15 protein-coding genes and 1 other RNA gene are annotated in these 15327 nt (G+C 69.4%); 6 read left to right on the top strand and 10 right to left on the bottom strand.

What is annotated here, in order from left to right; all coding sequences use genetic code 11:
- Window positions 1-18: 18 nt before the first annotated feature.
- Together BLQ50_RS12970 and panB are read left to right on the top strand one after the other, a co-directional pair.
- Entirely contained in the window at window positions 19-1677 is a 1659-nt protein-coding gene (locus BLQ50_RS12970) for an NAD+ synthase (RefSeq protein WP_093184262.1), read from the top strand.
- A 52-nt stretch (window positions 1678-1729) separates the two neighbouring features.
- The gene (panB, locus tag BLQ50_RS12965; protein WP_093184260.1) at window positions 1730-2584 is read left to right on the top strand and encodes a 3-methyl-2-oxobutanoate hydroxymethyltransferase; all 855 of its coding nucleotides are present in this window, start codon (window positions 1730-1732) and stop codon (window positions 2582-2584) included.
- A gap of 105 nt (window positions 2585-2689) precedes the next feature.
- Here panB and BLQ50_RS12960 read toward each other — a convergent pair whose 3' ends face one another.
- Complete coding sequence (locus BLQ50_RS12960) at window positions 2690-2878, bottom strand: hypothetical protein (RefSeq protein WP_093184257.1); 189 nt, start codon at window positions 2876-2878, stop codon at window positions 2690-2692.
- Window positions 2879-3002: 124 nt separating this feature from the next.
- On the opposite strand from BLQ50_RS12960, the gene map reads away from it, so the two are divergent.
- The gene (gene map, locus BLQ50_RS12955; RefSeq protein WP_093184255.1) at window positions 3003-3875 is read left to right on the top strand and encodes a type I methionyl aminopeptidase; all 873 of its coding nucleotides are present in this window, start codon (window positions 3003-3005) and stop codon (window positions 3873-3875) included.
- Window positions 3872-4645, top strand: coding sequence for a polyphosphate--glucose phosphotransferase (gene ppgK, locus BLQ50_RS12950; RefSeq protein WP_093184252.1), 774 nt, complete (start codon window positions 3872-3874; stop codon window positions 4643-4645). Before map ends, ppgK begins: the two co-directional genes overlap by 4 nt.
- On the opposite strand, the gene BLQ50_RS12945 is transcribed toward ppgK, so the two are convergent.
- Window positions 4642-4986 carry an STAS domain-containing protein gene (locus tag BLQ50_RS12945; RefSeq protein ID WP_093184250.1) on the bottom strand — a complete coding sequence of 115 codons (345 nt, stop codon included), beginning with the start codon at window positions 4984-4986 and terminating at the stop codon, window positions 4642-4644. The two genes, ppgK and BLQ50_RS12945, sit on opposite strands and share 4 nt — an antisense overlap.
- 256 nt (window positions 4987-5242) lie before the next feature.
- An RNA gene (gene rnpB, locus BLQ50_RS12940) (RNase P RNA component class A) lies at window positions 5243-5620 on the bottom strand.
- 128 nt (window positions 5621-5748) lie between these two features.
- Between rnpB and BLQ50_RS12935 the strand changes: the two genes are divergently transcribed.
- The gene (locus tag BLQ50_RS12935; protein ID WP_093184247.1) at window positions 5749-6294 is read left to right on the top strand and encodes an NUDIX domain-containing protein; all 546 of its coding nucleotides are present in this window, start codon (window positions 5749-5751) and stop codon (window positions 6292-6294) included.
- Here BLQ50_RS12935 and BLQ50_RS12930 read toward each other — a convergent pair.
- Together BLQ50_RS12930 and BLQ50_RS12925 are read right to left on the bottom strand one after the other, a co-directional pair.
- Window positions 6291-6497, bottom strand: coding sequence for a hypothetical protein (locus tag BLQ50_RS12930; RefSeq protein WP_093184245.1), 207 nt, complete (start codon window positions 6495-6497; stop codon window positions 6291-6293). The two genes, BLQ50_RS12935 and BLQ50_RS12930, sit on opposite strands and share 4 nt — an antisense overlap.
- A gap of 62 nt (window positions 6498-6559) precedes the next feature.
- Window positions 6560-6946 (bottom strand): tautomerase family protein, encoded by a 387-nt coding sequence (locus tag BLQ50_RS12925; RefSeq protein WP_093184242.1) that lies wholly within the window; start codon window positions 6944-6946, stop codon window positions 6560-6562.
- A gap of 96 nt (window positions 6947-7042) precedes the next feature.
- Here BLQ50_RS12925 and BLQ50_RS12920 point away from each other — a divergent pair, with 96 nt between their 5' ends.
- On the top strand, window positions 7043-7819 hold the full coding sequence (locus tag BLQ50_RS12920) for a YaaA family protein (protein ID WP_093184240.1): 777 nt from the start codon (window positions 7043-7045) through the stop codon (window positions 7817-7819).
- A gap of 163 nt (window positions 7820-7982) precedes the next feature.
- Here the strand turns inward: BLQ50_RS12920 and BLQ50_RS12915 are convergent, their stop codons facing one another.
- The 5 genes from BLQ50_RS12915 to BLQ50_RS12895 form a co-directional block, all read right to left on the bottom strand.
- A complete protein-coding gene (locus tag BLQ50_RS12915; RefSeq protein ID WP_093184237.1) occupies window positions 7983-8732 on the bottom strand; it encodes a zinc ribbon domain-containing protein in 750 nt (249 codons plus the stop codon).
- Between the two features lie 13 nt (window positions 8733-8745).
- Complete coding sequence (locus BLQ50_RS12910) at window positions 8746-9636, bottom strand: Nif3-like dinuclear metal center hexameric protein (protein ID WP_093184235.1); 891 nt, start codon at window positions 9634-9636, stop codon at window positions 8746-8748.
- Between the two features lie 9 nt (window positions 9637-9645).
- Window positions 9646-10497 (bottom strand): polyphosphate kinase 2, encoded by an 852-nt coding sequence (ppk2, locus tag BLQ50_RS12905; protein ID WP_093184232.1) that lies wholly within the window; start codon window positions 10495-10497, stop codon window positions 9646-9648.
- Between the two features lie 161 nt (window positions 10498-10658).
- On the bottom strand, window positions 10659-13073 hold the full coding sequence (locus BLQ50_RS12900) for a glycoside hydrolase family 94 protein (RefSeq protein ID WP_093184230.1): 2415 nt from the start codon (window positions 13071-13073) through the stop codon (window positions 10659-10661).
- 45 nt (window positions 13074-13118) lie between these two features.
- Entirely contained in the window at window positions 13119-15311 is a 2193-nt protein-coding gene (locus BLQ50_RS12895; protein WP_093184228.1) for an NTP transferase domain-containing protein, read from the bottom strand.
- Window positions 15312-15327 lie beyond the last annotated feature (16 nt).

The following is a 15327-nucleotide window of genomic DNA, read 5'->3' as shown; positions in this document are numbered from 1 at the left end:
GGCAATAGGGTGAGACGCATGGACATCCGGATCGCGCTCGCGCAGATCGACACCTGCGTCGGCGACATCGAACAGAACACCCAGGCGATCCTCGAGTGGTCGGCCCGCGCGGCCGCCGCCGGCGCCCACGTCGTCGCCTTCCCGGAGATGACGGTCACGGGCTACCCGATCGAGGACCTCGCCCTGCGGGCTTCCTTCCAGCGCGCCGCGCAGGCCGCGATCGCGGCGATCGCCGCCGAGCTGGACCGCACCGGCCTCGGCGGCCTCACCGTCGTGGTCGGCTCGGTCGGTGCCCCGCAGGCCTCCCCCAGCAGCCCGGGCCTGCGACCCACCAACGAGGCCGTGGTGCTCAGCGGCGGCCAGGTCCGCGCCGTCTACGGCAAGCACCATCTGCCCAACTACGGGGTCTTCGACGAGTTCCGGATCTTCGCCCCCGGCTCCGAGACCTGCGTGATCGAGGTGTCCGGGCGTCAGATCGGCATCGTCATCTGCGAGGACATCTGGCAGGACGGCGGGCCGGTCGCGCAGATGGATGCCGCCGACGTCGACCTGCTGCTCGTCCTCAACGGCTCGCCCTTCGAGCAGGGCAAGGGTCACCTGCGCACCGAGCTCGCCGCCCGCCGCGCCCGAGAGGTCAACGCCCCGGTCGCCTACATCAACATGGTCGGCGGGCAGGACGACCTGGTCTTCGACGGCGGGTCCTTCGTCGTCGGCGTCGACGGGTCGGTCCTGGCGAGTGCCCCGCAGTTCGTCGAGCACCTGCTCGTGTGGGACCTGGCCGACGACGGCGCTCCTGCCTACCGCGGCGAGCTCACCCCCGCGCTCGATCCCCATGAAGAGATCTACCAGGCCCTGGTCACCGGGCTGGCCGGCTACGCGCGCAAGAACGGCTTCAGCTCCGTCGTGCTGGGCCTGTCCGGTGGGATCGACTCCGCGCTGGTCGCCGCGATCAGCGCCGACGCGATCGGCGGCGCGAACGTCTTCGGCGTGTCGATGCCCTCGGTCTACTCCTCCGACCACTCCAAAGACGACGCCGCCGACCTGGCCAAGCGGATCGGCGCGGACTACCGCGTGCAGTCGATCGCCCCCATGGTCGACGCCTTCCAGGACCAGCTGCACCTGGAGGGTGTGGCCGCGGAGAACCTGCAGGCCCGGGTGCGCGGGATGATCCTCATGGGGCTGTCCAACGCCGAGGGTCACCTCGTGCTGGCGACCGGCAACAAGTCCGAGCTTGCGGTGGGGTACTCGACCATCTACGGGGACGCCGTCGGCGGCTACGCCCCGCTCAAGGACGTCGACAAGTCCCTCGTGTGGGCCCTGTCCCGGTGGCGCAACAACGCCGCGATCGACCGCGGCGAGCTGCCCCCCATCCCGGAGAGCTCGATCACCAAGCCACCCTCAGCCGAGCTCCGCCCGGGGCAGGTCGACCAGGACTCCCTGCCGCCCTACGACCTGCTCGACGAGGTGCTCGACGCCTACATCGAGCACGCCGAGGGGCGCGCGGAGCTCCTGGCCCGCGGCTTCGACGCCGACGTGGTCGACAAGGTCGTCACGCTCGTGGACCGGGCAGAATGGAAGAGGCGCCAGTACCCGCTCGGCCCGAAGGTCACCGCCCTCGCCTTCGGGCGGGACCGGCGCATCCCGATCACGTCCCGGTGGCGCGAGCCCCGGCCCTGACCTTCGTCAGAACTTTTCTCGGAACTCGACCCGCGATGCAGAGGTAGTCACCATGGTCCAGCAGTCCCTTCCCGGTTCCCAGCCCTCCCCCGCCGAGCCTGCCGCGCGCAAGCGGTTCCGGGTGCAGCACCTTGCCGAGCACAAGACGGCCGGGCGCAAGCTCACGATGCTCACCGCCTACGACACGATCACCGGGCGGATCTTCGACGCCGCTGGCGTCGACATGCTCCTGGTGGGCGACTCGATGGGCGACAACGTCCTGGGTTACGAGAACACGATCCCGGTCACCCTGGACGAGATGGTGCTCGCCGCCCGCTCCGTGGCTCGGGCCGCCAAGCACTCGATGGTCGTAGCCGACCTGCCCTTCGGCTCCTACGAGTCCTCCCCGCAGCAGGCCTTCGCCAGCGCGGTGCGGATGTTCAAGGAAGCCGGCGTCCAGGCGATCAAGATGGAGGGCGGCACCCGCATCGCCAAGCACGTGGAGCTGCTGACGCAGTCAGGCATCCCGGTGTTCGGGCACCTCGGCTTCACCCCGCAGTCGGAGAACATGCTCGGCGGCAAGCGCATCCAGGGTCGCGGTGATGAGGCGGCCGAGCGGCTCTGCGAGGATGCGCTCGCCCTGCAGGAGGCCGGCGCGGTCGCGGTCGTGCTCGAGATGGTCCCAGCCCCGGTCGCGGCCCGGGCCACGGAGATCCTGCGGATCCCCACGATCGGCATCGGCGCCGGCTCCGAGGTCGACGGCCAGGTTCTCGTGTGGACCGACATGGCGGGGATGGGCGACTGGTCGCCTCGCTTCGCCAAGCAGTTCGGCCAGGTCGGGGCGGCCCTCGCGGGCGCAGCACAGGCCTACGTCAGCGAGGTGCAGGCCCAGACCTTCCCGGCCGCGGAGCACCAGTACGAGCACTGACCCTTCGCCGCCCTCGCTCCCCCTCGCTGATTGCGGTCAGACGGCTGCCTGACATCCGATTTGTCCAGCCTTTCGGCCGCACTCAGCGGAGTGTGAGGACGGGCGTCAGGTGTCGTCGGGCTTCTCGTCGTCGGCTGACTCGTCGTCCCAGGTCTCGGTGCGGACCTGTGCGATCTGCAGCGCACGTTCGGCCGCCTCTCGGGTGGGGTAGGGCCCCATCCGGTGGCTCCAGGTCGACGGCTTGCCGACCTCGACCTGGCGGGTCTTGGTGTTGAAGTAGAACTCCTCGGCCATCTGGCTCCTCCTCCTGGTCAGTGCGGCGCCTCGGCAGCGCTGCGCACACGCCCATCGTTCCACGGCCCGGGTGAACCGGGTTGCTCAGCGGTCGCGGTCCTCCGCGAGTCCGTAGACTGCGAGTATGTCTTCAGCGTCAGTCACCCGTCCGTTGCTCACCCCGGGAACCGTCACCCCGGTCCTGTCCGTCCCGGCCTCGATCCCCCGGCCCGAGTATGTCGGCAAGAAGAACCCCGCGCCCTACGAGGGCAGCGACGTCGTCGCGCCTGAGGTGATCGAGCGGATCCGGGTGGCGTCGCGGATCGCGGCCCAGGCGCTGGAGGAGGTCGGCAAGCATGTGGCGCCGGGCGTGACGACCGATGCGCTCGACCGGATCGGTCACGAGTTCCTGCTCGACCACCACGCCTACCCCTCGACCCTCGGGTACCGCGGGTTCACCAAGTCCCTGTGCACGTCGATCAACGAGGTCATCTGCCACGGGATCCCGGACTCCACGGTTCTGCTCGACGGCGACATCGTCAACGTCGACATCACCGCCTTCATCGGCGGGGTGCACGGTGACAACAACGCGACCTTCGGGGTCGGCCAGCTCGATGAGGAGTCCGCCCTGCTGATCGAGCGGACCCGCGAGGCCCTGGCCCGCGCCATCAAGGCCGTGAAGCCCGGGCGTGAGGTCAACGTCATCGGCCGGGTCATCGAGAAGTACGCCGACCGTTTCGGCTACGGGACGGTCCGCGACTACACCGGGCACGGCGTCGGCGAGGCCTTCCACTCCGGCCTGGTCATCCCGCACTACGACGCCGCACCGAACTACGACACCGTGATCGCGCCCGGCATGGTGTTCACGATCGAGCCGATGCTCACCCTGGGCACGAATGACTGGAAGATGTGGGACGACGGCTGGACCGTCGTGACCGCAGACGGACGCCGCACGGCGCAGTTCGAGCACACCCTGGTCGTCACCGAAACCGGAGCGGAGATCCTGACCCTGCCATGAGCAACCACCACGATCACAAGAAGAACCACCACGCCTTCGGCATCGACGTCGGCGGCAGCGGGATCAAAGGCGCCCCGGTCGACCTGCGCACGGGTGAGTTTGCAGCCGACCGGCTGCGCATCCCCACCCCCGAGGGCTCGACGCCGGAGGCCGTGACTGCGGTCATCGCCGAGCTCGTCGCCAGCTTCGACCTGCCCTCCAGCACCCCGGTCGGGGTCGCCTTCCCCGCACCGATCCTGCACGGCCTGGTCCCCTCGATCGCGAACCTCGACCAGTCCTGGGCCGGGGTGAACCTCGACGAGGTCGTCTCCGCGGCGTTGGGCCGCCGGGTCGTCGGAGTGAACGACGCCGACGCGGCCGGCGTCGGCGAAGCGGCCTACGGCGCGGCCAAGGACGTGGACGGGGTCGTGTTCGTCGCCACGCTCGGCACAGGCATCGGCAGCGCGCTGCTCGTCGACGGCCTTCTGGTCCCCAACACCGAGCTGGGACACCTGCAGATCGACGGGCACGACGCCGAGAGCCGGGCCGCGGACAGTGCCCGGTCCCGGGAGGACCTCAGCTGGGAGGAGTGGGCGCAGCGCCTGCAGCGCTACTTCGAGACGATCGAGTTCCTCTTCTCCCCTGACCTCATCGTCGTGGGCGGCGGGGTGAGCAAGCACCACGAAAAGTTCCTGCCGCTGCTCGACCTACGCGCCAGGATCATCCCGGCCACGTTGCGCAACGCAGCCGGGATCGTCGGCGCGGCGTCGCTGGCGTCGAAGGCGCGCTAGCGGGCTGGGACGGGCACGGGCCCGCGGGTGAGGAACTCGTCGACGCCGAGCATCGCCAGCACGTCGCTGACCACGGTCGGCGGGTTGCGCAGGGTGACCTTGAGGCCTTCTTCCTGGCCGATCGTGTAGAACTGCACCAGGAAGGCGATCCCGGTGGAGTCGATGAACGTCACTCGAGAGGTGTCGATGATCACCGGCAGGTCGCGGTCGAGGGCGCGGGCCAGAGCCGCGCTCGCCTCGGGGCGGAGCGCTCCGTCGACCTCACCCCACATGTCGACGATCGAATAACCCAGCTCTTCCTGCAGCCGGATGCCACCGATAGTTGTGCCCAGCTTGTCCATGCCACTCCGCTCTCGCACTCTCGTGCGGTGAGGCACGCCCCCGAGCTCAGACCCTGAAGTGGGTTCACCCGCCGCGCCTCTCGCTTCGAGTTTAAGCAGCCATCGACGATCTTGGCAATATCTTGACCAACTCAATACTTTAGTTGCGCATTCAACCGTCGTGGCCTGGGTCACGGCGCAGCCGTCATCGCCGCGCCGTCGCGATCAACTGCGGCGCGCGCAGGATCGCCGGCCTCGACCGGTACGTGGGGGTGTGCGGATGAGCTGGCCGGTACGCCGGGTTCTGTTCCCACGCACGGTTACCCCCGCGCAGGCGACGACCATCCATCTACGACGTACGTTGCCGCACGCCTCCAGCGGTCTACCCAAGTGCTCGGGCGAGCAGCCCTCAAACGCACTCTGTCTGACCTTGCTCCAGGTGGGGTTTACCTAGCCGCGCCGGTCACCCGGCGCGCTGGTGGTCTCTTACACCACCGTTTCACCCTTACCGGATGCGCAAGCGCTCCGGCGGTCTACTTTCTGTGGCACTGTCCCGCGGGTCACCCCGGGTGGGCGTTACCCACCACCTTGCCCTGTGGAGCCCGGACGTTCCTCGGCAGGGCCGAAACCCTGACGCGGCCGTCTAGCCAACTCATCCGCGTGGTCAAGGATACGGGACCGCGGGATCGCATCCGTCCCGATCACCGCAGCCGTGTCGCAGCCGAGCCGCGGCCCGGCCGTAAGGCCGCACGCGTGTCGGAGGTGCGTGCAAGGATTGACGCCATGGCAACCTGGCAGACCCGCTCATCCTCAGTCGTGTACGAGAACCCCTGGATCCGGGTCCGCGAGGACTCCGTCGAGCGGCCTGACGGCTCTGACGGCATCTACGGAGTGGTCGAGATTCGCAACCCTGCGGTCTTCATCGTCCCGCTCACCGACGCGGGCGAGGTCGTGCTGGTCGAGGTCGAGCGGTACACGACGGGTCGGGTCTCGCTCGAGGTCCCCGCGGGCGGCTCGGACGGGGAGGACCTGCTCGTCGCCGCGCAGCGCGAGCTGCGCGAGGAGACCGGCCTGGTCGCGGACTCCTGGGAACGCATCGGTGACATGTTCACGCTCAACGGCGTCTGCCACGCACCCGAGCACGTCTTCCTGGCGCGCGGGCTGCACGAGTCCGGCGAGCCGAACGAACAGGCGGAGGAAGGCATCGTCGGCCTCCGCCGCGTGCCATGGGCGCAGGCGCTCGACCTCGTGAAGGACGGCACGATCACCGACGGCGAGACCGTCGCCGCCCTCATGTACGCGGCGATCGCCCTCGGCCGAGTGTCCTAGCCTTCAGCGCCTGGCGCAGGTTCCGCGGTGATGAACCAACGACCCACGGGTGTATAGGCGGAGTCGGACACCACCTCGGTCGCACCGGGCTCGAACGGGTAGTGCTTCACGTTCCCAGCCCAGTACCGCAGGATCCGGGACAGCTCCTCGGCAGGGTCTCCCACCACCTCGTCAAGATCGACGTCCAGAACAAAACGAACCATCTGAAGCGCTCCTCTGCTAGTTGCCATGTGATGACTGGCGCACGGGCGCGCGCCTGCGCCGCTCACACCGTGACGGTGTACCCGAGCGCGAGCTCGTCGCCGCTCGTGCCGCGGATCCCCCAGTTCATCTGTGGGCTCTCCAGGATCACCAGCTCGAGGTCGGCGACGGGCAGGTCGAAGGCGCCGCAGACCCGGGTGTAGACCTGCCGGATGAGTTCGCGCTTGGCCTCGGGCGAGCGACCGGTGAAGGCCACCAGCTCGATCACGAGGTATCCCGGCCCGCGCTGCGGGGCGACCAGGTCGTCGTCGTCCATCCAGAGGAAGCGCTGAAAGCGCTTCTCCTGGGGGAACTGCCAGGCGCTGACCAGGGCCGCGTGCAGCTGATCGCTCAGTGCCTCGCGTCGGTCGATCCACTCTGATCGCCTGCCGTACACCTTGAACTGGCCCATGAGGCGCGAATCTACTGCCCACCGTCAGGCCACGCAAAGGCAGCCGTAGGTCGGGTGCGCTCACCGCAGACCTCAGGCGACGCCTAGACTCACCTCGTGCTCATCCTGCTGCCCCCGTCCGAAGGCAAGACCCCCGCGACCTCCGGCAGCCCCGTCGACCTGGCACGGCTGAGCGCCCCCTCGCTCACCCGGCACCGCACCAAGGTGCTGCGCGCGCTCGCCCGCGCCAGCGCCCGCCGGAACGCACTCGACATCCTCGGCGTCGGCCCGAGCCTGGCCGACGACGTCGCGCGCAACACCCGCCTGGACACCGAACCAGCAGCCCCTGCCGGTCAGGTCTACACCGGGGTCCTCTACGCGGCGGCCGGCCTCGACGACCTCTCCCCTGCTCAGACCGAGCTGGCCGCGGCGAGCGTGCGGACCATCTCCGCCCTGTGGGGCGCGGTAGGACCGGGCGACGTCGTGCCCGCCTACCGGCTGTCCATGGGGACCGACCTGCCCGGCGTCGGCCCGCTCGCGCCGACGTGGCGGCCGCTGCTGGAGAAGGTCCTCGCCCCACGCGCAGCCGGCGACGTCGTCGTCGACTGCCGCTCGGCGGCGTATCTGGCCGCGTGGAAGCCGGGGAAGGGGACCGACTGGGTGAGCGTGCGGGTCCTGCGCGAGCTCGACGGCAAGCAGTCGGTCGTCTCCCACAACGCCAAGCACACCCGGGGCCTGCTCACCCGGCACCTGCTCACCCGCGACGGTGCGGAACCCCGCACGGCCGAGGATGTCTACAAGGCCGCCCACGAGCTCGTCGGCACGACGCTCATCGACGCCACCCTCATCGAAGGCAAGAACGGCGCCTCAACCCTCGAACTCGTCGTCGCCTGACAACTCGGTCCCAACCGACCTGACGCCACCTCCAGGGAGCCGGATCCCACCGAGATACGACGACGGGGTCGTCCATTTTGCTTGGGGTCGTCTATTCAGATAGACGACCCCAAGCAAAATGGACGACCCCGTCGGCTGCCGGCGGCCGAGAGTTGAGGGCGCTCTACTCCGTGACGCGCTTCTCGGGGATGCGGACCAAGATGCGGCCGCAGTCCTCGCAACGGACGACCTCGTCAGCCGGCTGGGCTCGGATGGCCTCGATGGCCGTCTGGTCGAGGTCGAGGCGGCAACCGTCGCAGCGGCCGGCGCGCAGCGCTGCGGCACCCTGACCGCCCAGGTGGGCGCGGACCTTCTCGTACAGCGCGACGAGCGCGGCGTCGAGGCCGGTCACGGCGGTGGCGCGCTGGGTCGCCACACCGGCAGCCTCGGCATCGATCTCGGCGTAGGCGGCGTCGAGCTCCGCGACGGCCGCGGCACGGGCGTCGAGGGACTTCTGGTTGGCCTCGTCGAGCTTGGCGAGGGTGTCCTCGTGGGCCTCGAGACGCTCCATGACCTCAAGCTCGACCTCTTCGAGCAGGCCCTGGCGGCGCCCGAGCGACTCGAGCTCGCTCACGAGCGCCTGGGCGTCCTTGGCGCTGACCGCTCCGGAGTCGAGGCGGGTCTGGTCGTGGGCCGCGCGGGTGCGGACCTGCTCGACGTCGGTCTCGGCCTTGGCAAGCTCGCGGCGCAGGTCGTTGGCCGCGGTACGGGAGGCGACGAGGGCGGTGTTGAGGTCGGCCAGCTGGCTGTCGATCTCGGCGACCCGAGCCTGCTCCGGCAGGTTCTTGCGACGGTGCGCAAGCTGTTGGAGGCGGGTGTCGAGCGCTTGGACGTCCAGAAGTCGACGCTGGTCCTCGACGGGTGCCTTGGTCACGGGTGGTGTCCTCTCATGCGGGTGTGGGGCCCGGTCGCGCGAAGCGCGCGGTCCAGGGGTCGGTCGTCACAGTACTGACTCTGGTCTCAACCGTAGTGCCGTCGGTGGCCAGGTCGTGCACGAGGTCCGCGGCGGCGTAGGCCAACCACGGCCATTCACTGGCAAAGTGCGCGGTGTCGATGAGGAACGGGCGCCCGTCGCGGGCGGGACGGCCGTCTGCGGCCGCGTCGAGGGCGGCCTGCTCACGGGCGTCGGAGACGCCGTGGTGCTTGAGGTCGGACGTGACGTACACGTCCACGCCGCTCGCCCGGGCGGCCCCGAGGTGGGAGTCCCCCGAGCCGCCGAGCACGGCAACCGTGGACACCTGCGCGTCGAGGTCGCCCGCGACCCGGATGCCCTGGGCGGTCTCGGGCAGCGCGGCGGCGACGTGGGCGGCGAAGGCGCCGAGCGTCGTCGGGCGGGCGAGGCGGCCCACGCGGCCCAGTCCGACGCCGGGCGCCGCGCCGGGGGCGGGCTCGAGCGGCGCGGTCTCGACGAGCCCCAGCACTGCGGCGAGGGCGGCCGCGACGCCGCGCTCGGCCGCGTCGGCGTTGGTGTGCGCGGCGAAGAGCGCGCAGCCTGAGGTGATGAGCGTGTGCACGGCCTGGCCCTTGAGCGTGCCGGCCGCGACCGAGTGCACGCCGCGCAGCAGCAACGGGTGGTGGGTGACCAGCAGGTCCGCGCCCCAGGCGGCCGCCTCAGCGATGACCGCCGCGACCGGATCTACGGCGAAGAGCACCTTGCGCACCGGCGCGGCCGGGTCGCCGGTGACCAGCCCGACGGCGTCCCAGTCCTCCGCCGTGGACGGCGGATAGCGCGCCTCGAGCAGCGCGACGACGCGGGCGAGGGAGGGTGCTTGGCTCACGGTCGCAGACTAGCCGACCAGTGCGGAGGCGCGGTCGGGCACGTAGGTCTGCAGGCTGCGATCGGTACGCCGGTAGCCGGTCGAGGCCGGCCGCTTGGGCAGGTCGATCGGGGGGTGGATGACGCTCTCGTACGGAATCGAGTCGAGCAGGTGGGAAATCATGTTGATCCGCGAGCGCTTCTTGTCGTCGCTCTCCACGACGAACCACGGCGACGCCGGGGTGTCGGTGTGGGTGAACATGTCGTCCTTGGCGCGGGAGTAGTCCTCCCAGCGGCTGATCGACTCGAGGTCCATCGGGGACAGCTTCCACCGGCGCATGGGGTCGTCCTTGCGGGAGGCGAATCGCTTCTCCTGCTCCTCGTCCGAGACCGAGAACCAGTACTTGCGCAAGATGATGCCGTCGTCGATGAGCAGCTGCTCGAAGACGGGGCACTGGGCCATGAAGCGCTTGTGCTCGGCTGGGGTGCAGAAGCCCATGACCTGCTCGACGCCGCCGCGGTTGTACCAGCTGCGGTCGAAGAGCACGATCTCCCCCGCGGCCGGCAGGTGGTCGATGTACCGCTGGAAGTACCACTGAGACTTCTCACGCTCGGTCGGGGCGGGCAGCGCGGAGACGCGGACATGGCGGGAGTTGAGGTACTGCGTGACGCGCTTGATCGCGGAGCCCTTGCCCGCCGCATCCCGCCCCTCGAAGATCACGACGACGCGCTTCCCGGTGGTCTTGACCCATTCCTGGAGCTCGACAAGCTCGGCCTGCAGGCGGAAGAGCTCGGCCTCGTAGGCGCTCTTCTTGAGCTTGGGGAGCTTGCCCGTTGCTGATTCCGGGTCCTGTGCGGCGCGAGTGGTGTCCTTCTTCGACATCGAAGCTGCTCCCTGAGTCGTGGCTGTCAGCGCAGTGTGAGGCCCTGCAGTGTGGAAACCATTAGATACCCGATCGCGGCCGACGGCGCGCAACCGCCCCGCCGCCTCACCGGAGATGTCCGACGAGGTGGCAGGGCGGTTGGTCAGGCAGGCGACCGACCTCAGCCGAGAGTGACCACGACCGCGACCTCCGAGCCCGCGGGCCGGGCCGGGATCGGCTCGCCGGCCGGGTGCTCCACGCCGTCGACCGTCACCGAGACGACGCCCGTGGAGACGTGGCCGGGGTTGCGGACCTCGATCTGGTAGACCGCGCCGCGCCACTCCCGGCGCATCTCGAAGCCGTCCCAGGCCGTGGGGATGGACGGGTCGACGATCAGCCCGTCCAGGCTGAGCCGCACGCCGAGGATGTACTTGGTCGCCGCGGTGTACATCCACCCCGCGGTCCCGGTCAGCCACGGGTTCTGCGCCTTGCCGTACCACTCGTGGTCGCGGCCGTAGATGAACTGCGCGTAGGCGTAGGGCTCAGCCCCACGGACCTCGATGTTGTCGTTCTGGTTGTACGGCAGCACGGAGTCGTAGAACGCGACCGCCTCGTCGCCGCGCCCGAGCATCGCCTCGGCGATGATCGGCCACGCGTTGGGGTGGGAGAAGATCGCGGCGTTCTCCTTGATCCCCGGGTAGACGCGGGTGACAAAACCGATCGTGTCGTCGACCTTGGTGAAGGCCGGCCAGTTGAGGTGGCTGCCGTACTCCGAGCCGAGCAGCTCGCGGACGGCATTCATCGACGCCTCGCCGCGCTCCTGGGAGGTGATGCCGGCGATCACAGGCCAGGCCTGGTGCTCGAGGAAGATCTTGCCCTCGTCGTTGTCGTTCGAGCCGATCTTGACGCCGTCGCGGGTGTACCCGCGGATCCACCAGTCGCCGTCCCACAGCTGGGTGTCGGCGACGTCGGCGATCCGGGCCAGCTCGGCCTCGTAGCGGGCGACGTCCTCGGTGCGGCCCAGGGGGCGGGCGAGCTCGAGGAAGGCCTGGATGGCCCAGGCGTGCAGGAAGGTGACCAGCGACGTCTCCCCTCCCCCGAGGTTGAGGCAGTCGTTCCAGTCCGCGCGCAGACCCAGGGCCACGCCGTTCGGGCCGACCTGCGCGGCGGAGAAGTCGAGCGCCGCCTTGAGGTGGTCGTAGACCGTGGCGGGCTTGCCGTCGGCGTACGGGATGACCTCGTCGAGGAAGGCGACGTCGCCGGTCTCCTTGACGAACTCCACGATCGAGGAGACGAGCCACAGGTGGTCGTCGGAGCACGTGTCCTCGAGGCCGTGGATGAGGTCGTCCATGGACGGGGTGGGCACGATGGTCGGCGATGGGATGTCGGGGAGCTTCTCGGCGTCGGGGTCGAAGACGACCGGGTCGAAGAGGTGCAGGCCGTAGCCGGAGGACACCTGGGCGCGCAGCAGCTCCACGATCCGCTGGCGGGTCTTGACCGGGTTGGTGTGGATCACGCTCATGACGTCCTGGGCGGTGTCGCGGTAGCCGAGGCCGTTGCGCCCGCCCACCTCGACGAAGGACGCGAACCGCGACCACTGCACGCACGTCTCGGCCTGGAGCAGCGTCCAGGTGTTGATCATGGTGTTCATGCCCTCGTGCGGGGTCTTGATGGAGAGCTTGGCCTGCTTGGCCTGCCAGTACCCGCGCAGGCGGGCGAGCTCGGCGTCGACCGTGGCCAGGTCGGTGTACTTGGCCTGGATGGTGCGCCCGACGGCGTCCCGCGAGCCGTAGCCGAGCATGTAGACCAGGCGCTTGGTCTCCCCGGGCGCCAAGGTGATCTTGTGCTGGAGCGAGCCGCAGTGGTTCTGCGTGGTCGCGGAGGTGTTGGAGCCGTGGCCGCGCTCGATCGCGATCGGGTTGGTCTCGCTGCGGTACGGGCCGATGAAGCTGTCCCGCAGGGTGTCGTAGGAGGACGGCTCCTGGGACGACGTGAAGAAGTGGAACGTCCACGGCTCGTAGAAGAAGTCGTACTCGATGACCCCGTCGGCGTAGCTGGACCCCGAGGAGTACAGCGACATCTGCAAGTTCTGGTTATCGATGGTGATCGTATGGAAGCTGAACTCCACGTAGGAGCCGACCGTGATCTCGCGGACCTCCTCAGACGTGTTCGTCACCCGGGTGTCCCAGAGCTCGACGTCGTCGTCGAGGGGGATGAAGACGGTCTGGCTCGCGTCGATGCCCTTGTAGGAGGACTCGAAGCGGGTGTAGCCCATGCCGTGGCGGGTCGTGTACTGCGCGGCGTCGGGGCCGTCGATCGGTTTGCCCACCGGCTGCCAGGACACGGACCAGAAGTCGCCGTCGGCGTCGTCGCGCAGGTAGACGTAGTGGCCCGGGCGATCCAGGGGGACGCCGTTGGGGCGGAACCGGGTGATGCGTCCCTGCTGGGCGCTCTTGTAGTAGGAGTACCCGCCTCCCGTGTGCGAGAGCACGGTGCACAGGTTCTTGGTGCCGAGATAGTTCGTCCACGACACCGGGACGTCGGGTCGGGTGATGACGTACTCGTCGACGGCGGTGTCGAAGTAGCCGTATTTCATGGGCGGGGCCGGTCCTGTCTAGTCAGTGGTGGGGTGAAAGAACAGCTAGGCGGTGACGAAGCCCTTGAGCCAGTCAAGGAGCTCCTGGGCCTTCTCGGGCGAGTCGGCCTCGACGAACATGCGCAGCACCGGCTCGGTCCCGGAGAAGCGCAACAGCGCCCAGTTGTCGTTCTCGAGCAGGATCTTGGTTCCGTCGGTGTGGTCGATCCCGACCACCGCATAGGGCCCGACGGCGGTCAGCGGGTCCGCCGCGAGGCGGCGCGGCACGGCCACGCGCATCTCGGGCGTCGAGGGCACGCCCGCCTCGAGCGTGTACAGCCGGCCGGTGATCTCGTAGATCATCGAGCGCAGCTCGGAGATACGCTTGCCGGTCACCGCGAGCATCTCGACCACGAGGGCGCAGGCGAAGATCCCGTCCTTGCCCAAGATCCAGCCGCGGATGGTCAGGCCGCCCGAGGACTCCCCACCGAGCACGGCGCCGATCTCCTCCATGCCCGCGGTCACGTGCTTGAAGCCGACCTTGACCTCGCGGGACTCCTCCCCGAAGTGCCGGGCCAGGCGGTCGAGCAGGTGGGTCGTGGCGATGTTGCGGACCACACCGCCCTTCTCCCCGCGGACCTCGTGCAGGTACCAGAAGAGCAGCAGCAGCAGGTCGTTGGTCGAGATGTACTCTCCGGTCTCGTCGACGATCCCGATCCGGTCGGAGTCGCCGTCGGTCGCCATTCCCAGGTCGTAGGTGCCCTTGCCGTTCTCGATCATGCCGATGAGGCTGCTCAGGCGCTGCAGGTCGGGGGCCGGTGCGTGGCCGCCGAAGAGCGGGTTGTGGGCGCCGTGGATGAACTCCGCGCGCACCCGCATGTCGTTGAGGATCGTGCCCAGGGTCAGCTGGGACGTGCCGTACATCGGGTCGACGATGACCCGCAGGTCGGAGCCGCGCACGGCCTCGACGTCGACGATCTTTTCGATCGCGTCGATGTACGGCTCGGTCAGCGCCCGGTCGACGACCATCCCGGCCTTGCGGGCCAGGTGAATGTCAAGGGTGATGACCTCGTCGACGCGCAGCGCGTTCGCCTCGTCCTGGAAGCGGTCGGTCTCGTCGTCCAGCGGCAGCGAGCCGTCGGCACGGAACACCTTGACCCCGTTCCACTCCGGGGGGTTGTGGGAGGACGTGATGATGATGCCGTAGGCCGAGCCGGTGTAGGGCGCGGCGAACGTGACGAGCGGCGTCGGGACGTCGTCGGGCAGGAGGAGGACGGAGATGTTGTTGCCGGCGAAGACCTCGGCTGCTGCCACGGCGGACTCGCGGGAGAGGAAGCGGCGGTCGCCGCCGACGACCACGCCCTGGTGGTCGATCCCCTTGCGGGTGGCCTCGTTGGCGATCGCCTGGCACAGCCGGCGCAGGTTCCCCAGCGTGTAGCCCTCCCCGATCACGGCGCGCCAGCCGCCGGTGCCGAAGACGATGGACGTGTCGGTGTTCTTGGTCGGCACGAAGAGGCGCTTGAGGACGATGTCCGCGGCCAGGGCGAGCTCGGCCTCGGAGTTGATGCCCTGGACCTCGTCGGTGTCGTAGATCTGGTAGGAGACGATCACGTCGTCTGCGTCGAGGAAGCGCTGGGCGATCTTGGTCAGGCGGTGCTCACCGGTCGCGGCGAGCGCGTCGATCTGGGCGAAGAGGTCCGACGGCGCGGCGACATAGGCGCCGACGTTGATCTCGTGGATCGCGGCCTCGTCGGCGTCGAGGTCTTCGACCTCGACGATCGCGCGGACCCGCCCGGCCTCGTCGCGCTCGATCCGCCCGTAGGGCAGGGGTTGGTCGACGACGGCCGTGAGCAGCGAGAAGTCCGCCCCCTTGAGCTGATGACGGTTGACCACCCCGCGCAGGGAGTCCACTCGCAGCAGCGGGGTGTCGGCATAGGCGACGAGGACGACGTCCGTGTCCGCGGGGACGGCGGCCCGGGCGACGCCGACCGCGTGGCCGGTGCCCAGCGGCTCGGTCTGCTCGACGTAGGTGAGGTCGTCCCCGAGCAGGGCGCGCAGCGTGGTGTCGCCCGCGGCGACGACCACGATGATGCGGTCGGGGCTGAACATCTTCCGCACGGTGGCGACGGCGAGCTCGGCGACGGTGCTGTCGCCGAGCGGGCTGACGAGCAGGCGACGCGAGGCGTCGTCCGCTCCGGCGGCGAGCACGATCGCCGTGCCTCGGTCGATCGTGGACGCGGCGGGCTGCTGCTGGGTCATATTCCTCACTCGTCTC

The sequence above is a fragment of the Sanguibacter gelidistatuariae genome, from assembly GCF_900096585.1.
GTDB lineage: Bacteria > Actinomycetota > Actinomycetes > Actinomycetales > Cellulomonadaceae > Sanguibacter > Sanguibacter gelidistatuariae.
The sequence above is the reverse complement of the archived record's forward strand: the minus strand, read 5'-3'. Positions and strand labels throughout refer to the sequence as shown.